The following is a 20,157-nucleotide window of genomic DNA, read 5'->3' as shown; positions in this document are numbered from 1 at the left end:
GTGGTTGGTGCGGCCACCTACCATTCTGGCACGCCACCACTCCCATTTGGTACCATTAGCATGGGTATAGGGCTCACCATCTATTTCCCAACCCCAGTAACAACCGTCAAAATCGCCAAAAGGACGAAACTTGGTGCTGGCGCCACGCCGGGGTGACTCCCATGGATTTTTCAACTGATCAGAATTAATGGCCGGATCGTAATTGGGTCCGGCTTCTAATAAACATACTTTTAAGCCTGCATTGGCCAGCACATAAGCCGCCATGCCACCACCGGCACCGGAGCCAATAATAATTGCATCGTACTTTTTTGCTTCTTTTTTAATTTGTAATTCGCCCATAATATGGTAAGATTTTAATGTTTGATTCGGGTGTTTGAAAGTAATGATTTTTGCTGCAATTCTTAAAAAAGCTACCCATTTTATTTTGCAGATTAAAGCAGAATTAAAAAAGGGCACCCATCCAGCAAAAAAAGTATCAAAATTTGATAGTAAAGTATAATGCACTCCATTTTTCAATAGCATCGGATTTTGCAATAGAAATAAATACCGCAAAAAACAGTGCAGGAATCTGAAACTTACTTAACTTAATTGCATCATTAAAAAAATAAAAACAACCATGCAAGCTATTCTATTCACACATGTATACAAGCATACCCGAAAAAAAATGTTGCTATTGGCCGTATGCATCGGTTTAATTGTTACAGCAAAGGCAACAGACAGTACTTATGCCGAAAAATTAGGATTTCCCAAAGGAGCAAAAGTGGTGATATTACATGTAGATGATGCCGGCATGAGCTATGAATCGAATGAAGGTGCCATATTAGCATTAACCAAAGGGGTGGCCACTTCAACCAGTGTAATGATGCCCTGCTCATGGGTGCCCGGATTTGTACAATTTTTAAAAGAACATCCACAGATAGATGCCGGGTTGCATTTAACCTTAACCGCTGAATGGAAAAATTATCGTTGGGGACCGCTCAGCGGCAAACCTGCTACACCGGGACTGGTAGATCAGCAGGGCTGTTTATGGCCCAATGTGACCGATGTAGTACAGCATGCCAGTGCCGCGGAAGTAGCTACTGAAATCAATGCACAACTGCAAAGAGCTTTAACAATGGGCTTTACACCCACCCATGTAGATACACACATGGGCACCTTATTGGCCACACCTGCTTTTGCAGAACAATATATTCAATTGGGTATAAAGAACCATATTGCGGTGATGTTGCCCGGCGGACACGCTACCCTGATTGCCCTGCAAATGCATGCATCGCAACAATTAATGGCACAAATGCATTTCATGGGTAATTTATTATGGAAAGCCGGCTTACCCGTTTTAGATGATTTGTACAATGAAAGCTATGATTGGGTAAACCCAACAAATACATTACAAAACGATAGCCTTTTGCAAGCCTACAGAACGAATCGTTATATAGCTGCATTCGATAGTCTGCAACCCGGCATTACCATGGTAATTATGCATTGCACGACTACTACCCCACAATTCAAATATATATCTGACAGCGGCCCCACACGCCGCGGCGATTTATTAGCCATGCTTGATCCCCGTTTAAGACAATACATACAACAAAAAGGTATTATTTTAACCACCTGGCGTGAATTAATGGAAAGAAGAAGCCGTTTACCATAACACCTGCTCTAATGCTTTGCTAAAAGCGATAGAATTTCACTAAAATTAGTTGCATAGCTAACTATTTTTTATTTAGCTTTGATGCTCAGTTCAAAAATTAAACATCACATCATTTTATCCATTTTTTTGAAAAGGTATTTTACTTTTTCTGAAATGGCAAATGGTTTGAATGAAACATGCAATTGCCTGGTGAAGATGGAATCAAAGCAACAAAAAATTGCACGGGGTATTTGCAGGCAATTTGCAAATGGTAAAACATATACAGGAAATAGTCAAAATACAATCACTACGCACCAAAGTATGATGATTTGTACTATTTTATATGACTAAAATTAATAAATACAAACACATGAAACGTATTATTAAAAAAGTTGTTGTTTTAGGAAGCGGCATTATGGGTTCACGCATTGCCTGTCATTTTGCAGGAACAGGTGTTGAAGTATTGTTATTAGATATGCTGAGTAAAGATACCGGTGAAAGCAACAACCCCACTGTAAGAAACAAATTGGTAAATGATGCTTTACAAACTGCATTAAAGAGTAACCCCTCACCGGTATTTACACCAGATGTAGCCAAAAAAATTACAACAGGCAACTTTACCGATAATATGAAAGATATTGCCACTGCCGATTGGATTATTGAAGTAGTTGTGGAACGGTTAGACATAAAACAACAAATATTTGCTGAAGTAGAGAAGTTCAGAAGGCCGGGTACGTTAATCACTTCTAACACATCGGGCATACCCATACATTTAATGGCAGCCGGAAGAAGCGATGATTTTCAACAACATTTTTGCGGTACGCATTTTTTTAATCCACCCCGCTATTTAAAGTTACTGGAAATTATTCCAACTGCACATACCAAACAAGAGGTGATTGATTTTCTTTTACAGTATGGAGATTTGTATTTAGGAAAAACAACCGTATTGTGTAAAGATACTCCCGCATTTATTGCCAATCGCATTGGGGTTTTCAGCATCATGAGTATTTTCCACATCATGGAACAGCAAGGTTTAAGCATTGATGCAATAGATGCATTAACCGGCCCTGTAATTGGTCGCCCCAAATCGGCCACCTTTAGAACTGCGGATGTAGTGGGTATAGACACCCTGGTAAAAGTAGCCAAAGGTGTAGCAGAAAATTGTAAGGAAGATGAAGCAAAAAACATATTCCAAATACCGGCCTGGCTCGAAAAAATGGTACAAGACAACCGTTTAGGCGATAAAACCGGACAAGGCTTTTTCAAAAAAACAAAAGGTGCCGGAGGAAAAGAAATACAGGTCATTAATCTGCAAACATTTGAATATGAAGCAAGGCAAAAACCAAAATTTGCAGCATTAGAAGCCGCCAAACCCATAGAAGATCTGAAAGAACGAATTAAACTGTTGCAGCAATCGCCCGATACAGCAGGGAATTTTTACCGAAGTTTTCATTATGCGCTGTTTTCATATATCTCTTATCGTGTTCCTGAAATTTCAGATGAACTGTACCGGATTGACGATGCAATGAAAGCAGGCTTTGGCTGGGAAATAGGCGCTTTTGAAACATGGGATTTACTGGGAGTAGCCAAAACAGTGCATGAAATGAAATTGGCCGGCTATCAGGTTGCGCATTGGGTTGAGGAAATGCTGGCAGCAGGTAAAACATCCTTCTATGCTTTGGAAAAAGGAAAGAAGAAGTTTTATGATGTACCCATTAAAGCCTATCGTTTTATGCCGGGTGAGGATAGTTTTATTGTGTTAAGCAATTTTACCGACGGACTTATCTGGAAAAACAGTGGCTGTAAATTATATGATATTGGCAATGATGTGGCAGCATTAGAATGGAGTACCAAAATGAATAGTATTGGCAGCGAAGTATTAGAAGGCATACAGCAATCCATTACCGTTGCAGAAGATAAATTTAAAGGATTGGTGATTGCTAACCCCGACCCCAATTTCAGTGCAGGAGCCAATGTAGGAATGATTTTTATGTTGGCTATTGAACAGGAATATGAGGAATTGGATATGGCCATCCGTATGTTTCAAAATACGATGATGCGGGTTAGGTATTCTGCTGTTCCGGTTGTAGCTGCACCGCATGGATTGGCTTTAGGTGGCGGCTGCGAATTAAACCTGCATGCTGATAAAGTGTGTGCAGCAGCTGAAACATATATTGGGTTGGTTGAATTAGGTGTTGGATTGATACCCGGAGGTGGCGGCACCAAAGAATTTGTATTGCGTGCCTCAGATGAACTACACAAAGATGAACCGGAATTAAATACTTTAAAAGAACGTTTTTTAACCATTGCAACTGCTAAAGTAGCTACCAGTGCTTTTGAAGCCTATAAAATGGGCATACTCAGAAAAGACAGAGATGCCATACTATTAAACCCCGACAGAAGAATTGCAGCTGCTAAAAAAGCAGTGATTGATTTATATGATGCCGGCTATACCATGCCTACCCAACGAAAAGACATTACCGTTTTAGGTCGTTCAGCTTTGGGTGCCCTGTTGGTAGGTATCAATGCCATGAAGCGTGGCGGTTATGTAACCGATCATGATGCCCTGGTAGCCACCAAATTGGCACATGTGATGTGCGGTGGCGATTTAAGTGCCCCCACCCAGGTATCTGAACAATATTTATTAGACTTAGAACGCGAAGCATTTTTAAGTTTATGTGGTGAAAAGAAAACATTAGAGCGTATACAAAGTGTATTAAAAACAGGGAAACCCGTTCGTAATTAGGCTTGATGCAATTTTTAATATGATTGGGAGATTTAGAATAAATGAGCAGGATTAAATGAGAAAGAAATGAAACAGGAAATCGTACAAATGGCTTTGCTAGTACGTGATTATGATGAAGCCATTGCCTTTTATACCCAAAAATTACAGTTTACTTTAATAGAAGATACAGTTTTAACAGAACCTAAAAGATGGGTGGTGATAGCGCCACCCGGCAGTAAAGGATGCAGGTTATTATTAGCCAAAGCTGCGAGTGAGGAACAGGAGAAATGTATTGGTAAGCAAAGCGGTGGCAGGGTATTTTTATTTTTGCATACGGATAATATACAACGTGATTATACAAATTTACAACAGCAAAATGTAAATATTATTCACGCACCGGAAGTTCAACCTTACGGTACTATATTGGTATTTGAAGATTTATATGGCAATAAATGGGATTTGATACAGCCTATTACAACATAATAATTAATACGATATGGCAACAGATGAAATGAATTTTCATACCCGAAAATGGGTAAAACCGGAGGATTTAAATCCGAATCATACTTTGTTTGGCGGCAGATTATTACAATGGATTGATGAAGAAGCCGTGATTTATGCCATTATACAATTAGAAAACGCGAAAGTAGTTACAAAGTATATTTCAGAAATTAATTTTGTAAATGCACCTAAACAAGGCGATATTATTGAGATTGGCATTATTGCAACCGAATTTGGCAAAACCTCTATCACCATGCGCTGCGAGGTACGCAATAAATTAACCCGTGAACAAATATTGACGATTGATAAATTAGTATTTGTGAACTTAGGAGAAGATGGTAAGCCGAAGGCACATGGCAAAACGCAAATAACTTATGTAAAAGACAGGGTGGTACCTAAAAGTTGATGCGCTTTGATAATCTATTGAACACCATTATTATCAACTGCCACAACCGGTGTAGCGCCTAACTTTTTGATTACCTGCATTACCTTTATGGCAGTACCTAAATGTGAAGTACTATCGCCATTAATTACTACCGAAGGTTTATCAGTTTCTTTGGCTAAAAAGGCCTGTAATTGTGATTCTAACTGATCAAATGGCACTAATTTTTGTCCAATGTAGATATTTTGATCTTTATCCACTGTAATTACAACAGTTTGTTTGGCTTTGGTATCGCTTTTTGCTTTGGGGTTGGCTACTTTTATTACATTGGGATTGGCCAAAGTAGAAACAATTAAAAAAAACAGTAACAGAATAAACAATATATCGTTTAAAGCACCGGTGTGCACTTCTGCATGTCGTTTTCTGATTCCCTGGCGTATGTTCATGAGTATAAAAACGGTTATTTATGATTAAAAAGCTGATTCCTTTACTGCAGTTGCCGTGTGCGACGCAACAGGCGATGCCCAAAGTTCTGCAGCTGGTAACAAAATCATTCTCAACTTTTATTTGGTTGGTTCCTGCAATATATCAATAAACTCTGCACTGGCCACTTCCATTTTATTGGCGGTTTTATCTATTTGTGTGCTTAAATAATTGTATGCTACATAAGCCATTAAACCAATAATTAATCCTGTAGCACTGGTTACCATTTTAGTATAAATACCCCCGGCAATGGTATTCAGCGTATATTCTCCGGTTGAGGCAATACCATAAAACAATTGTACCATTCCTACAATGGTTCCTAAAAATCCAAACATGGGGGCAATACCTGCTATCAGCGACAAAACAGATAAGTTGCGTTCCATATTGTACATTTCTAATTTACCTACATTTTCCATACTTTTTTCAATGGCATCGATGGGTTTACCAATGCGTTGTAAACCTTTATCGATCATTTTGGCTACCGGATTGGGCGTATTTTTTGCCAGACTACGGGCAGCACTAATGTTGCCGGTAAGAATATTATCACGTATAATACTCATAAAATTGGGTTCAATTTTAGAGGCTTTACGAATGGCAATGAGCCGCTCAAAAAAGAAAAATAGCGCCAACACCAACAGAAAATACAAAGGATACATGATAAAACCTCCTTTCTGCAGCATATCCCACATAGAAATTTTTTCTTCTACCGGAGGAATGGCTGTAGCGGCTTTATGTAATGTATCTGCAATGGGTGTTGCAGCAACCTGAAGCAAATGAAACATGCTGATAATTTTTTATGGTAACACTAAAGTAAATGCTAAACAAACTTAACAGGATACTTGTGCATAAAATTGTGCAGCCTTTGCGTTTTAGCAAAGCTTTTACACATTTGGGAACCTGAGCTTACAGCAAGTTCAGTGCCAGATAAGGTGATGGCAACATTTAGGACTTATTGGTCTTCATTTGCAGCATGGCTTTAATTTGTTGCATATTTTTATCCATCCCCTCGGGGCTGCCATCTAAAAAAATAACATTGCCATTGCTTACCTCAGCAAAGTTTTTAATGGCTTCTGTCCACATACTGAATAAAATAACGTTGGTATCTAAATTGGCTTGTTTCATTTGTTCTGCGGCCTGGCTCATTCCTTTTGCTACTTCTTCCCTAAATAATGCAACCCCCTGCCCTCTTAAACGAGCAGCTTCTTTCTCGGCCTCTGCAGAAATTTTAATGGCATTGCCCTCGGCTTCTGCCGCTTTGGTTTTGGTAATGAGTAACGCCTGCCCTTCATTTTCGGCAGCCGCTTTTAAATTGTTGCTGGCCACTACCTTACTCATACTTTCCATAACGGCTTTATCAAAAGTAATATCGTTGATTTGCAAGTCTTGTAAATGATAGCCCCATTCTTCTAACGAATGATCAATTTGCGCTTTTACATACTCCACTATTTCTCTGCGCAGCAATAAAATTTCGGCCTGCTTTTTTGTAGCTACATAAGCGCGGATAGAGCCTTCAACAGTGCGGATAAGCGCCTGCATCAAATCTTTATCACTAATGAATTTGAATGCTACTTTTTTAATGGTTTCTTCCTCGGCATTAATTACGGAGTAGAGTAGCATACTCTTGAAATATACATTGGCCTGATCAACCGTAACTGCTTGAAACTCCAGTTCAACAGAGCGATTTTGTATACTAATCACTTTATATATCTGTTCGAAAACAGGAATCTTAAAATTTAATCCCGGCCTTAAGATTCTTCTGTATTTCCCAAACATTGTTAACACAGTGATATTACCCTGTGTAACTGAAACCATTCCGGTGAAAAGAATGATGAGCAGTACAATTAACCACCAAAAAGAAATAAAAGTTTCCATAGAAATTTTTTTGAAAGATAATTTTTTTTAATTGAAAAAACCGGTGTTTAAAAAAAGATATTTTGCCAGATAACATTTCTATTCAAATTCATGCTTTTTGGTGACAGGCCGAACGATTGCACAAAAAATATAATGATACCATAAAGCTGTAAAGTTTTAAAACAATTAGAAAACAAGCAGCAGAAAAAACGAAAAATCAAATCTTCCTATTACATTAAAATTTCCTTATAATTTAAAAAGCTAACAAATATCATATTCGCCGGGTAGCAGATAGCAAACCTTTGTGGAAACAAAACAGTTTATCATGAAACAGCAAGCTTCAACAAAACGGACAAAGAAAAATATAATTACAGTTTTCTGCATCGTATCTGCAGCACTGTTATTTCCAGCCATATCGCAGGCACAAACCAGTACCTGGAATGCACCGGCATCAGCCAATCAACTCAAGAATCCATTAGCTGGGAATACATCGGTTTTAAAAGAAGCAAAAAAATTATACATCACTAACTGTGGCCCTTGTCATGGCAATAATGGAAAAGGAGATGGCATAGCTGCCGCGGCCTTAAAACCCAAACCCGCAGACCATACTTCTGCTGCCGTTCAAAAAGAAACAGATGGTGCTTTGTATTGGAAAATGTCGGAAGGACATACACCTATGCCCTCTTATAAACAAGCATTAACCGATACGCAACGGTGGATGTTAGTGAATTACATCCGTTCTCTGGCTAAAAGATAAGATAACCATGAATTCTATCACCTTAAAACGCTAAGAAATGAAACATAAAATTTATAAATTAATGGGATTGATAGCCCTTGCTATGGGTGGTACATTTCCCCATTTGATTGCCCAAACCAGCGGTGGGTTAGACTCAACCGTTCTAGACAGATTGAATGCATTGGAACAACAAGCTAATTATCAGAAACCGGGCAATGACCATTTTATGGTAGCAGGATTAACCACTTTTGGATTTGCTGCCAGCAAAAGCACCAATACATTGGGTGGTGTTAGCGCTATTTCTAAAACGAACAGTTTAGCAGATGCTGATCATTACGAATTTAGCCCCATGTTTTTATGGCGCCATGGAAAAAAGTTTTTATTAGAATTTGAGCCTTCGTTTAGTAATAATGGCTTGGGTGTTAACTGGGCAGATGTATCTTATTTTGCGGCACCCAATATTATTATAAGAGCAGGATATTTGGTATTGCCTTTTGGTACCTATGCCAAAAGAGAAGCTGCCGGATGGATTGACAAATTAGCTACCGACCCCATGGGTATTGCAGATATGACGCCTACTGATTATGGTGTGGAAGTAGAAGGAGGGTTGCCTTTAGGCAGCATGAAACTGAACTATGATGTAGCATTAAGCAATGGCAGTCAGTTATTGGGTAATGGTACATTAACCAGTGGCAATATTGTAGATAATAACAATAATAAAACCATTACTGCAAGAATTGGCTGGTTACCGTTTTCTAATTCATCATTAGAAATTGGGGTATCGGGCATGTTTGGTAAAGTAGGAGATCTGGGTTCGCCCTACCAAAATGCAACAGGCAATATGTATGCGTTTGATTTAAACTATGTTAAAACCTTCAACCCTGTTTTAGTAAATGTTAAGGCTCAGTACAACATACAAAATATTAGTAATGAGAATTATGTGAATCCAAACGACAGTACACAAAGTTATTCATTCAACAATCATACTACAGCCGGGTTTGTACAATGTTCTATCCGACCCACTGAAGCCAATAACTTTCTAAAAAATTTTGAAATTGCAGGCAGGTATACCAGTTATAATTTACCCGGCAACTCTACTTTTGGTGCCAACCAGCATTCAATTGCTGTAGGATTAGATTATTGGTTAACCTGGAGAACTGTTGTAAAAGCCACTTACGAAACTTATACCGGCAACAGTACTGCCAGTAAATTATTAGGCGCATACAATGGCACTACCAATACCAATACATTTTATCTGCAATTCTCTATTCAACTTTAAAATTTAAAAAGATGAAACGTTATCAACCACTCCATACTATTACGCTGGCACTCGTTCTTATTTTTGCAATAACAGGCATATTATCTATCAATGGTTGTGCACCTACCAAAGCAGTTGCAGCCAAATCGGGCGCACAGTTATGGGCAGAAAATTGCCAGCGCTGCCATAACACACCATCTCCTGCATCGTTTTCGGCAGAGCAATGGGAAACCATAGGTATGCACATGCAAACAAGAGCATTAATTACACAGGCAGAAAGGGAAAAAATTGTAGAATTTTTAAAAAGCAGCCGTTAATTACCCAATACCCTTGATTGAAAAAGCCGGAGTGTTACTTTACATCTCCGGCTTTTATATTGGCCATTAATTTTAAAATTATAATAGCGGTTTAATAGCAGCATCAAAATCACTTTGTGCAACTATTCCATTTTTTCTAAATACCTCCTGTCCGTTTTTATAAATAATAAATACGGGAATAGCGGGTAAATTCATTTGTTTCATGATATCAGTCTGTTTGCCGGCATCAATTTTTACAATATTCAACTTTGGACCATAAGTGGTTTTTAAAGCATCTAATACAGGCTGCATTTTTCTGCATGGCGGGCACCAGTCGGCGCCAAAATCAACCAGAGTAACGGGGCCGGCCTGCTGTATCATTTGCTGATATTGCTCCATGGTAATTTGCGGTTCATTCGATTCACCTACTAGGGGTTTATTGGCTTGTTTCCATGCCTGAATACCCCCGGCTAAGTGGTATACTGTTTTATATTGATGGGCACGTAACCAATCGGCAGCAGCCGCACTTCTAACACCGGATAAACAATATACATATACCGGTTTATCTTTATCAATACTCTTTACTCTTTCTTGGAATTGATCCGGCAAAAGCCAGTCGGCCTGCAATGCATGTTCAATATGCCCACCTGCAAATTCTTCTGCTGTTCTAACATCTAAAATTTGCACATTGGGTTGTTGTATTTGTTGTTGAAAAGTATCCGGACTTAACGCTTCATTACTATTTTTTTGTGCCTGGCATGACATTAAAATGCCTGTTAAAGCCACTGCTATCCATGTTTTCAATTTCATATATTTATCTATTTTAAAGTTTTTTCCTCCCAAATCTGGCTAAGGTGCACTAAAGTTTCAACTGCCAACTTCATATCTTTTACCCCTACCCATTCTTTTTTGCTATGTATACCCTGCATACCCGTAAATAAATTAGGGCAGGGTAATCCCATAAAACTCAAACGGCTCCCATCTGTACCACCCCTAATAGGTTCTTTCTTTACAACAAGGCCAGTACGTTGGTAAGCCTCTTCGGCATAGGCAATTACCTGCAGATGATGTTGCAATACCTCATACATATTTCTATACTGTTCCTTCACTACCATTTCGAAACTAGAACCAGGATGGCATCCAACCACTGTTTCTACAAAATGTTTCAGCCGTTCTTCATACTTTATAAGATTCGCTGTTTCAAAATCGCGAATAATAAATTCGATAGTGGCTTTTTCTGCAATCCCTTCCATACGAACAGGATGCACAAAGCCCTGCTTTTTTTCAGTAGTTTCAGGACTCCATTCTCCTTTTGGCAACACGGTTAACAACTCACCTGCCAGTTTTAAAGCATTTACCAATTTATTTTTTGCATAGCCCGGATGTGCACTAACGCCATAAATGGTAATCGTTACAGCATCGGCGCTAAAAGTTTCTACTTCCAAATGGCCGGCTTCACCACCATCTAATGTATATCCGTAATCGGCTCCTAAATATTGTAAGTTTACATATTCTGTACCGCGGCCTACTTCTTCATCGGGTGTAAATAGAATTTTAATAGTGCCATGCTTAATTTCAGGATGTTGCATTAAATATTGTGCCGCATCCATAATAATAGCAACCCCCGCTTTATCATCTGCCCCTAATAATGTGTTTCCGGATGCAGTAATAATATCTTTTCCGATATGTTCTTTTAAGTATGGATAATTATCGACTGTTAGTACCTGTGTATCATCATCCGGTAACACAATTGTGGTGCCTTTGTATTGCTGATGCAAAATTGGTTTAACATTTGTACCACTACAATCGGAACTGGTATCCATATGAGCACAAAAACAAATAACAGGTATATTTTTTTGTGGGCTGTTAGAGAGAATTGTACCATAAACATAACCATATTCATCCATTTTTGCATCGTCAATACCCATCTGCTTCAATTCAGCTGCCAACAACTGTGCTAACTGTTTTTGTTTTTCTGTGGAAGGGAAATTAGTGCTAGCGGGATCACTTTGTGTATCAATTTGCACATACCGCATGAATCTTTCTACTACTGAATAGGAATAATCTTTTAACATATCCCGAAAAATTTTAAAGGCAATTTAATACAATTCTTGTGCAGTATGCCTAAATACGCAGTTTAGCAAGATAATCTTAACGATTCATGCATAAAAAACCCGGAACAATATATCCGGGCTTATCAACTAATTCAATAATAGGTTATGGCATGATAATTAATGGGCTTCCGCCAGCAATTGCAACCAATTCCAAATCAAAAACCAAATCTTTTCCAGCCAAAGGATGGTTGGCGTCAAGAATAACTACTGTATCTTTTACATCAACAATCACCACTGGAAAATTCTGGCCTTGGCCATTGCTCATGTTTAATTGCATTCCCACTTCCGGTGTCATATCATCAGGAAAACGATCACGGGGAAATTCCATAATCATTTCTTCCTGTACAGGTCCATAAGCTTCATCGGCAGGAATATGGATGGTTTTCTTTTCGCCAATTTGCATTCCGGTTACGCCATCATCAAAACCGGCAATTACCATACCACTGCCTACTTCAAACTCAAGTGGTTCACGGCCTTCAGATGAATCGAAGGTAGTACCATCTTCTAACTTTCCGTGATAATGTACTTTTACAGTATCACCCTTTTTAACTTGTTGCATTGTTTGCTTTTTTGTTGTTTAAGAAGTTAGCTCCTATTTCACCTCTCCACTGTGGTTGCATCGCAAACTTCTACGGAAGCATTCAACATCAACTATCAGAAAGAATTGAAAACCGGCTTCGCCTGCAAAATACGCCGAACTGCTAAAACAGACAATTATTTTTCGTTAACTTTCAACTCCCATATTCAAAAGAAAGAATAGACCATATGCAAAAATATATTCTAAATAATTTAAATCTAACAATGAATCGTGCAGCAGTTCAAAAAATAATTTCAATTCAATCCTACCTTTTATTGGCACTTTGCCTGCTTATTTTCAATTCAAATTTTGCACAAGCAACGGTTCCTATATTGCCGGGTGCTTATCAAACTCAGACCTATTTCAAATGGCTGCAACACAAAAATGTGGCACTATTTGCCAATCATACCGCTACGATTGGTGATACGCATTTGGCAGATACATTATTAAAAGCAGGCATACACATTGTAAAAGCTTTCGGCCCCGAACATGGTTTCAGAGGAAAAGCAGATGATGGTAAATTAATTCAAGATAATATAGACCCCATTACAGGCATACCCATTATTTCGCTATATGGCAAGAAAAGAAAACCAACACCGGATGACTTAAAAAATGTTGATGTGATTATCATTGATATTCAGGATGTTGGAACACGATTTTATACCTTCATTTCTTCGGTACAGGAGATGCTGGAAGCCGCATTTGAAAACAATAAATCGGTTATACTTTTAGACAGGCCCAATCCAAACGGCTTTTATGTTGATGGGCCTGTTTTAGATACTGCATATAAAAGTTTTGTAGGCATGCAACCTATACCAACGGTGTATGGCATGACGATAGGGGAATATGCTAACATGCTGATTGGAGAACACTGGCTTTCGAAAGAAGCAGACAGCCATTTTTATCAATACTATGCACAGCATGGCTTTTCCAGGTATCTGCCTTCCTTTTTAATTGTACGTTGTAAAAATTATGATCACAACAGCAAATACAGGCTGCCCATTCCCCCATCGCCCAATTTACCAGACATGGCCAGTGTTTACTGGTATGCAGGCAATTGTTTGTTTGAGGGTACTGTTCTGAGTGAAGGCAGAGGAACACCACACCCATTTTGTTATATCGGGCACCCGGATTTACCTAAAAACCTGTTTGCATTTACACCAACACCCGGGCCTGGTGCCACCAACCCAAAACTAAACGGGAAAACCTGTTATGGTTGGAATTTGTATGCATCGGAAAAGGAAGTATTAGCAACCATACACAACCAATTACCCATCCAGTATATTTTAAAAGCCTATGCATTGTTTCCTGATAAAACGCATTTTTTTATTTTACCCAAACAGGGTAATGAAAAAATGAATGCATTTAACCGATTGGCCGGTTCAGACCAACTGATGCAACAAATACAAGCCGGATTAACAGAAGAGGAAATAAGAGCAAGCTGGCAGCCACAGTTAGCCGCATTCAAAAAAATCAGAAAAAAATACCTTTTGTATAAAGATTTTAATTGAGCGGAAAACGGGACTCGAACCCGCCACCTTCAGTTTGGGAAACTGATGCTCTACCGGATGAGCTATTTCCGCTAATGCTTTGCAATGTACAAAAGAAATTCATCCCATACATTTGCAGCATGCAAGTTTCTGATATCAGCATAATATTTATGGGAACACCCGATTTTGCAGTTGCTTCCCTCGATGCATTATTACAGGCCGGTTGTAATATAGTAGCAGTAGTTACCGCACCCGATAAACCCGCTGGCAGGGGGATGCAGCTACAACAAAGTGCCGTAAAACAATATGCGGTGACGCATGGTTTATCTGTACTTCAACCAGAAAAATTGAAACATCCCGATTTTATTGCAACATTGCAATCGCTTCAACCACAGTTGCAGGTGGTGGTAGCTTTTAGAATGTTGCCCAAAGTGGTTTGGAGCCTACCAGCAATGGGTACCATTAATTTACACGGATCATTGTTACCACAATACAGAGGAGCAGCTCCCATTAACTGGGCTATTATAAATGGGGAAAAAGAAACAGGTGTTACCACTTTTAAATTGCAACATGCTATTGATACTGGCAATATATTATTGCAACAATCCATGCCCATTTTCCCGGAAGAAACAGCAGGCGAGTTACACGACCGTATGAAAATTATTGGTGCTCAATTATTAGTAAAAACCATACAACAACTAGCAGAAGGAACGTTGAAAGAACAGCCCCAGGCATTACTTAGCAATAATGAAACACACACCATAAAACATGCACCTAAAATTTTTACGGAAACTTGTCAAATCAATTGGAATCATTCTGCAGCAGCCATCCAACATTTAATTCATGGCCTCTCACCCTATCCCGGTGCATTTACCTTTTTAAAAGAGAAGAAACTAAAAATATACCGATGCAAGGTAGAGCCCAACGCCTCAAATACAATTCCCGGTAGTATTGATACCGATGGTAAAACATGCTTAAAGATAGCAGCACAAGATGGATGGGTAGTGTTAACCGATTTGCAATTAGAAGGCAAAAAAAGAATGGATGCAGCCACTTTTTTAAGAGGATACCATCATTTGTTGCAAACAAATGAGTAGCTAATATTGCACCGTAACCGGAAATCGTTTATCTGCCATACCCAATACTGCAGCAGCTGCATTGCTAATACGCAACAATAAACCATCATCTTCCTTAATATTGGGTAATGCCCCCAATACTTTGGCGTACACCACTTTTTGATTGCTCTCAATTCTAACAATAGTGCCTTCGGGAATATTATTGATTAATACATAATATTTTTTATCCATCCAACCGCTGGCAGTTTTAAAAATAGAAGCATCTCCTGAAATAGATTGCCCGGTTTGTTTGTAATAATCGGTAAAAAACCCACCGGCCGGAATATTATCGGTATTGGTAGTATTATTTACAGAAATTACCTGATTTTTAGGGGCATTATTATCAACAACAGTTGCACTTGCATTTTGCTTTGTATTTTGATTTGCCGGAACAGAAGATGTTGTATTGGAAGGCGCAGGTTTTGCCGGTGTAATAGCCGGTATATTGGAGGGTTGTATTATTGGCTCAGCTACTTTTGGCACTACTGGCTGCTGAGTGGCATTGGCACCAATAGTAAGCTGTTGCCCGGTATGTATATTGGTAGTATTGAAATGGTTCCATTGCTGAATTTGAGCAACCGATACTTTATATTTTTTACCGATAGCATAAAGTGTTTCTTTTGGAGCTACTATATGGATGGTTGTATTATTTTGTGTTTGCTCCTGTACAGCTGCTGTACCGGAAGTAGCTACAACAGGTTTTTGAGCAACTACCACGCCTTTAACAGGTATTTTTACTTTTTCACCAATACGCAAAATACTTTTACTGTTCATGCCGTTTAAACGCATAATATCACCAACGGTAGTATGGTACTGATGGGCCAAAGCCGATAAAGTTTCGCCCTTCTTAATCACATGCTCAATAGTATGATTATTAGTTTGCGCATGCATCGCTGCAAAAACAAAAAGAAGAAAGGAGCATACAGTGGCTTTTAAAATAGAAGATACATTCATTGCAATAAATTTTCAACTTCGTAAAATTAATCTTTTAAAATTCTCCATTCAGCCGGATAATAATTATTGATGCGATTGGGTAAAACTTTTATCCAACCCAATCTTAATCCACAATAGCTAATGGTACACCATCCTTTGGCCCCCTGAATAGCCGGCACCTGTTTACGTAAATAATGTAAAGCAGTTTCCAAATCTACTTCAACATTGTTCATTTGTGTTAAAGGCAGCAAACTTAGCGCCAATTCATGCGAAGGAACAAAATCTTTTCCTTTCAGGCCACCCAGTTCTATCCCGGCTTTTTTTATGTAGAGTTGTTGTGCCAGTTGTTGTAAAGGTTGCCAATAATGGTTTTGAATGGCCCTAAATCCATTCTCCTGCATAAATACCCGGTAATTTTCTGGCAATTGTATATGTTCAGAAAGTAACGCTAATGCTTTGCCTGCAGGTTGTGTTAAATTATTTTCCAATCGAAATACAGGTTGTATTCCTGCCGATTTTTTTCGAAAAACAGCAACAAAAAAGCCTTCGCCTTTTACCTGATCAGGGAAAAAACGATAGCCCCATGCCTCCTGTTGAGTGGTTCGTACTTCTACAATACCCCAATTGGGTTGCAATTGTATGCGAAGTGGTTCAAATGCATATTCCTGAACCATCCAGTCAAGTATTGCTTCATCTTCGGCAGTTGAATAAGAACAGGTGCTGTAAATAAACAAACCACCGTGTTTTAAAACACCCATTGTATCCCGAATAATCCTTTGCTGCCTTAAACTACAGGTATGTACATTTTCAAGACTCCAGCCGGCAATGGCACCTGCATCTTTTCTAAAAAGTCCACTGCCGCTACAAGGCGCATCGAGCAAAACCACATCAAAAAATGCAGGAAGGCGCTGAAAATGTACAGGATCATTATTGGTAACGATGATATTATCTGCACCCCATTTTATCACATTCTCCGTTAAAATTGCAGCCCTTGACTTAATTACTTCATTCGCTACAACTAAACCATTTTTAAAATAACCGGATAATAAAGTTGTTTTACCGCCAGGTGCAGCACTTATATCCAATACAATTTCCTGCGCTGGTTGTGGTATTGCTTGTTGTAAAATTTGTTCAACAAACATACTGCTTGCTTCCTGAACATAATAAGCACCACCATGCAAAAAGGGATCAAACGTAAACGAGGGACGCTCTTTTAAATACCATGCATCTGAAGTCCAGGGTACCTTTTCATCTAATTGATCGGCAAGAGATAATTGTTTTAATAATTTTTTTTTGAAAGGATTAAAACGGATAGAAGTAACAGGAATATTATGTACATGCACCGCCAGAAAAGCTTCTTTTTGAAAGCCTTTTACACCCTGCATAGATTCAATAAAAGAAATAGGTAGCACTGAACGAAGTTAAGCAAGTAATGAACGACTATTAAAAAAACGACAATATTTTAACCAAAATTACAAGGCTGTTATTCCATCTAAATTGATATTAAAATACAAGAATGCCTTACAATGTTTTTATTTCACTGATTAATTCCTGCAGTACTTTTTTGCCATCACCAAACAGCATGGATGTTTTAGGCTGATAAAATAAATCATTATCAATCCCTGCATAGCCCGGCTTCATGCTGCGTTTATTAACAATAACGTTTTTAGCCTGTTCTACATCTAAAATAGGCATACCATAAATGGGAGATGCAGGATTGTTTTTTGCAGCCGGATTCACCACATCATTGGCACCTAGAACCAATACTACGTCGGTTGATTTTAAGGCATCGTTGGCTTGTTCTAATTCCAATAGCCTATCATAACTAACATCAGCTTCTGCCAACAAAACATTCATATGGCCAGGCATTCTGCCTGCTACGGGGTGTATGGCATATTGTACTTCAACTCCTTTATCTTCCAACAATTTTTCTAACTCGTGGCAGGTATGTTGCGCCTGAGCAACCGCTAATCCATAGCCTGGTACAATCATCACTTTGTTGGCATAACGCATTACCATTGCCGCATCGCTAATGGAAATTTCCTTGTAAGAACCACTGTTTGTTGTAGCTGAACCAGATGTTGTATTTTCTTTTGATCCGAATGAGCCAATTAATACATTGGTTAAACTTCTGTTCATGGCTTTACACATTAATATGGTAAGCAGTGTTCCGGCTGCACCTACTAAAATTCCACCTGTCAGCATGGCTTTGTTATTATACAAAAAACCACCACAGGCTGCAGCCACGCCAGTAAACGAATTCAATAAAGAAATTACAACCGGCATATCTGCACCGCCTATTGGCAACACAAATAGTACACCGTATATTAAGGCCAATGTTACTGTTGCAATAAAGAAATAATCGGCATATTGGTTAGTTGCAAAATAAGTTACAAATGCCAAAACAATCACCAGCGCAAAAACCAATAAATTTAAGCTATGTTGTGCTTTAAAAACAACATCTTTAAAACTGCCATTCAACTTACCCCAGGCTACCATACTTCCGGCAAATGAAATACTACCAATAATAGCCCCTGCAGCAATGGCTAAAAAATGTCCGGTTGCCACTGAGTCGGCAAAATGCAGAGTTTGCATTTTTTCTGCAGTCCGAAACACATAATCAAATTCAATTACTGAAATGAGTGCTGCACAGGCACCACCCATTCCGTTAAAAAAGCTTACCATTTCGGGCATAGCAGTCATTTTTACTTTTTTTGCTGCTACTACCCCAATAATAGCCCCAATAATAAGAGCGGCAAAAATCCAGCTGTAATTGTGTAATGAATTGCCATTTTCATCTTTATACAAAAAGATGGTACCGATAATGGCCACTAACATACCGGCTGCAGCCACTAAATTACCGCGCCTTGCTGTAGCAGGAGAGGATAACATTTTTAAACCCATGATAAAAGTAACAGAGGCGGCTATGTAACAAATGGTCAAAATATCTAACTGCATATACAATACTTTAATGAATCATTATTTTTTCTTCTTAAACATTTCCAGCATACGGTCGGTTACCACAAATCCGCCTACTACATTTAATGTGCCCAGTATTACTGCCAAAAATCCTAAAATGAGCGCCAGATAATTGGTTTCAGCAGCACGACCCATTACAATAATAGCTCCAATAATAACTACACCGTGTATGGCATTAGCCCCGCTCATTAATGGTGTATGTAATACACTGGGCACTCGGCCAATAATTTCAATACCCAGAAATATCATCAAAATAACAATGTAAATCATTTGCTGATTTTCAGAAACCCATTTTAAAGCTGCTTCCATAAAATAAATTTTAATCGCGAATTATTGAATCAAAGCCAATACGCTTTCATTTACAATTTTACCATTGTGTGTAATGCAACAACCCTGCACAATATCATCTTCAAATGGTATATAAATATTTCCTTCAGATGTTACAATTAATTGAAGAAAATTCAATAAATTTTTACCATATAATTTACTGGCATCGAATGGCATAGTAGCAGGTAAATTACTGTTTCCAATAATGGTAACACCATTCCCCGTTACAATAGTTGCATTGTTTTGGGTGAGAGGTGTATTACCGCCCGTAGCAGCAGCCAAATCAACAATAATACTACCATTTCGCATTTGTGTAATCATCGCTTCGGTTAACAATTTTGGTGCAGGTTTTCCCGGTATTTGAGCAGTAGTAATAATAATATCAGCCTTTGCAGCAGCTTCAGCAATACGTTGTTGCTGCTTTTGCCGATAAGCTGCTGATTGTTCCACTGCGTAACCGCCTGCATTGGCAGCATCGGCAGCACCTTCAACTTCCACAAACTTTGCTCCAAGGCTCATTACTTCTTCTTTTACGGCAGGTCTTGTATCAAAAACTTCAATTACTGCCCCCAATCTTTTTGCAGTAGCAATAGCCTGTAAACCTGCCACACCTGCACCCAAAACCAACACTTTAGCAGGCGGAATACTGCCGGCAGCTGTAATAAACATGGGGAAATATCTGCCGTAATTTGCAGCGGCCATCACCACAGCTTTATATCCTGCTATGTTAGCCTGACTGCTTAACACATCCATACTTTGT

Annotated in this window: 21 protein-coding genes and 1 tRNA gene; 9 read left to right on the top strand and 13 right to left on the bottom strand. The window is 38.8% G+C overall.

The features are described 5' to 3' along the window. Positions 1–339 (bottom strand): FAD-binding protein (locus A0F92_RS05330; RefSeq protein WP_167516829.1); only part of this gene is annotated, 339 nt, incomplete at its 3' end. A gap of 277 nt (positions 340–616) precedes the next feature. Here A0F92_RS05330 and A0F92_RS05325 point away from each other — a divergent pair. The 4 genes from A0F92_RS05325 to A0F92_RS05305 all read left to right on the top strand — a co-directional run bounded on the left by A0F92_RS05325 (position 617) and on the right by A0F92_RS05305 (position 5,262). Then, positions 617–1,651, top strand: coding sequence for a polysaccharide deacetylase family protein (locus A0F92_RS05325; RefSeq protein WP_253810188.1), 1,035 nt, complete (start codon positions 617–619; stop codon positions 1,649–1,651). A 349-nt stretch (positions 1,652–2,000) separates the two neighbouring features. Beyond that, positions 2,001–4,376, top strand: a complete 2,376-nt coding sequence (locus tag A0F92_RS05315; protein WP_068242480.1) for a 3-hydroxyacyl-CoA dehydrogenase/enoyl-CoA hydratase family protein — start codon at positions 2,001–2,003, stop codon at positions 4,374–4,376. Positions 4,377–4,442: 66 nt separating this feature from the next. Beyond that, positions 4,443–4,838, top strand: coding sequence for a VOC family protein (locus A0F92_RS05310; protein ID WP_068242470.1), 396 nt, complete (start codon positions 4,443–4,445; stop codon positions 4,836–4,838). Positions 4,839–4,851: 13 nt separating this feature from the next. Continuing rightward, complete coding sequence (locus A0F92_RS05305) at positions 4,852–5,262, top strand: acyl-CoA thioesterase (RefSeq protein ID WP_253810186.1); 411 nt, start codon at positions 4,852–4,854, stop codon at positions 5,260–5,262. A 14-nt stretch (positions 5,263–5,276) separates the two neighbouring features. On the opposite strand, the gene A0F92_RS05300 is transcribed toward A0F92_RS05305, so the two are convergent. From A0F92_RS05300 to A0F92_RS05290, 3 genes are all read right to left on the bottom strand, one after another. Beyond that, positions 5,277–5,684 (bottom strand): ExbD/TolR family protein, encoded by a 408-nt coding sequence (locus A0F92_RS05300; RefSeq protein WP_068242467.1) that lies wholly within the window; start codon positions 5,682–5,684, stop codon positions 5,277–5,279. Positions 5,685–5,801: 117 nt separating this feature from the next. Then, positions 5,802–6,503, bottom strand: coding sequence for a MotA/TolQ/ExbB proton channel family protein (locus tag A0F92_RS05295; RefSeq protein WP_068242464.1), 702 nt, complete (start codon positions 6,501–6,503; stop codon positions 5,802–5,804). Positions 6,504–6,663: 160 nt separating this feature from the next. Next, the gene (locus tag A0F92_RS05290; protein WP_068242461.1) at positions 6,664–7,593 is read right to left on the bottom strand and encodes an SPFH domain-containing protein; all 930 of its coding nucleotides are present in this window, start codon (positions 7,591–7,593) and stop codon (positions 6,664–6,666) included. A 304-nt stretch (positions 7,594–7,897) separates the two neighbouring features. Here A0F92_RS05290 and A0F92_RS05285 point away from each other — a divergent pair, with 304 nt between their 5' ends. From A0F92_RS05285 to A0F92_RS05275, 3 genes are read left to right on the top strand one after another with little or no spacing between them, the layout of a single operon-like run. Beyond that, positions 7,898–8,329 (top strand): c-type cytochrome, encoded by a 432-nt coding sequence (locus A0F92_RS05285; RefSeq protein ID WP_068242458.1) that lies wholly within the window; start codon positions 7,898–7,900, stop codon positions 8,327–8,329. A 37-nt stretch (positions 8,330–8,366) separates the two neighbouring features. After that, positions 8,367–9,587, top strand: coding sequence for a hypothetical protein (locus tag A0F92_RS05280; protein WP_068242455.1), 1,221 nt, complete (start codon positions 8,367–8,369; stop codon positions 9,585–9,587). 11 nt (positions 9,588–9,598) lie between these two features. Continuing rightward, positions 9,599–9,883, top strand: a complete 285-nt coding sequence (locus A0F92_RS05275; RefSeq protein ID WP_068242452.1) for a c-type cytochrome — start codon at positions 9,599–9,601, stop codon at positions 9,881–9,883. A gap of 78 nt (positions 9,884–9,961) precedes the next feature. Here A0F92_RS05275 and A0F92_RS05270 read toward each other — a convergent pair whose 3' ends face one another. The 3 genes from A0F92_RS05270 to A0F92_RS05260 form a co-directional block, all read right to left on the bottom strand. Further along, positions 9,962–10,672, bottom strand: a complete 711-nt coding sequence (locus A0F92_RS05270) for a rhodanese-like domain-containing protein (RefSeq protein ID WP_167516828.1) — start codon at positions 10,670–10,672, stop codon at positions 9,962–9,964. A gap of 8 nt (positions 10,673–10,680) precedes the next feature. After that, complete coding sequence (gene pepT / locus A0F92_RS05265) at positions 10,681–11,937, bottom strand: peptidase T (protein WP_068242443.1); 1,257 nt, start codon at positions 11,935–11,937, stop codon at positions 10,681–10,683. A gap of 142 nt (positions 11,938–12,079) precedes the next feature. Next, entirely contained in the window at positions 12,080–12,535 is a 456-nt protein-coding gene (locus tag A0F92_RS05260; protein WP_068242441.1) for an FKBP-type peptidyl-prolyl cis-trans isomerase, read from the bottom strand. A gap of 242 nt (positions 12,536–12,777) precedes the next feature. Between A0F92_RS05260 and A0F92_RS05255 the strand changes: the two genes are divergently transcribed. Then, positions 12,778–14,064: an exo-beta-N-acetylmuramidase NamZ family protein gene (locus tag A0F92_RS05255; protein ID WP_068242439.1), complete on the top strand. Its 1,287-nt coding sequence runs from the start codon at positions 12,778–12,780 to the stop codon at positions 14,062–14,064. On the opposite strand, the gene A0F92_RS05250 is transcribed toward A0F92_RS05255, so the two are convergent. Next, positions 14,064–14,136 (bottom strand) — tRNA-Gly (locus tag A0F92_RS05250). The two genes, A0F92_RS05255 and A0F92_RS05250, sit on opposite strands and share 1 nt — an antisense overlap. A 47-nt stretch (positions 14,137–14,183) precedes the next feature. Between A0F92_RS05250 and fmt the strand changes: the two genes are divergently transcribed. Further along, the gene (gene fmt / locus A0F92_RS05245; protein WP_068242437.1) at positions 14,184–15,140 is read left to right on the top strand and encodes a methionyl-tRNA formyltransferase; all 957 of its coding nucleotides are present in this window, start codon (positions 14,184–14,186) and stop codon (positions 15,138–15,140) included. On the opposite strand, the gene A0F92_RS05240 is transcribed toward fmt, so the two are convergent. The 5 genes from A0F92_RS05240 to A0F92_RS05220 all read right to left on the bottom strand — a co-directional run. Then, complete coding sequence (locus A0F92_RS05240; RefSeq protein WP_167516827.1) at positions 15,141–16,112, bottom strand: LysM peptidoglycan-binding domain-containing protein; 972 nt, start codon at positions 16,110–16,112, stop codon at positions 15,141–15,143. 26 nt (positions 16,113–16,138) lie between these two features. After that, positions 16,139–17,503 (bottom strand): RsmB/NOP family class I SAM-dependent RNA methyltransferase, encoded by a 1,365-nt coding sequence (locus tag A0F92_RS05235; protein WP_167516826.1) that lies wholly within the window; start codon positions 17,501–17,503, stop codon positions 16,139–16,141. Positions 17,504–17,612: 109 nt separating this feature from the next. Beyond that, positions 17,613–19,049: an NAD(P)(+) transhydrogenase (Re/Si-specific) subunit beta gene (locus A0F92_RS05230; protein ID WP_068242431.1), complete on the bottom strand. Its 1,437-nt coding sequence runs from the start codon at positions 19,047–19,049 to the stop codon at positions 17,613–17,615. Positions 19,050–19,070: 21 nt separating this feature from the next. Further along, positions 19,071–19,379, bottom strand: a complete 309-nt coding sequence (locus A0F92_RS05225) for an NAD(P) transhydrogenase subunit alpha (RefSeq protein WP_068242429.1) — start codon at positions 19,377–19,379, stop codon at positions 19,071–19,073. Between the two features lie 21 nt (positions 19,380–19,400). Then, positions 19,401–20,157: Rossmann-fold NAD(P)-binding domain-containing protein (locus A0F92_RS05220; RefSeq protein ID WP_068242427.1), on the bottom strand; the 757-nt coding region annotated here is incomplete at its 5' end.

The sequence above is a fragment of the Hydrotalea flava genome, assembly GCF_001623405.1.
GTDB lineage: Bacteria > Bacteroidota > Bacteroidia > Chitinophagales > Chitinophagaceae > Hydrotalea > Hydrotalea flava.
Note: the sequence above shows the minus strand (reverse complement) of the source record. Positions and strands in the feature narration are given on the sequence as shown.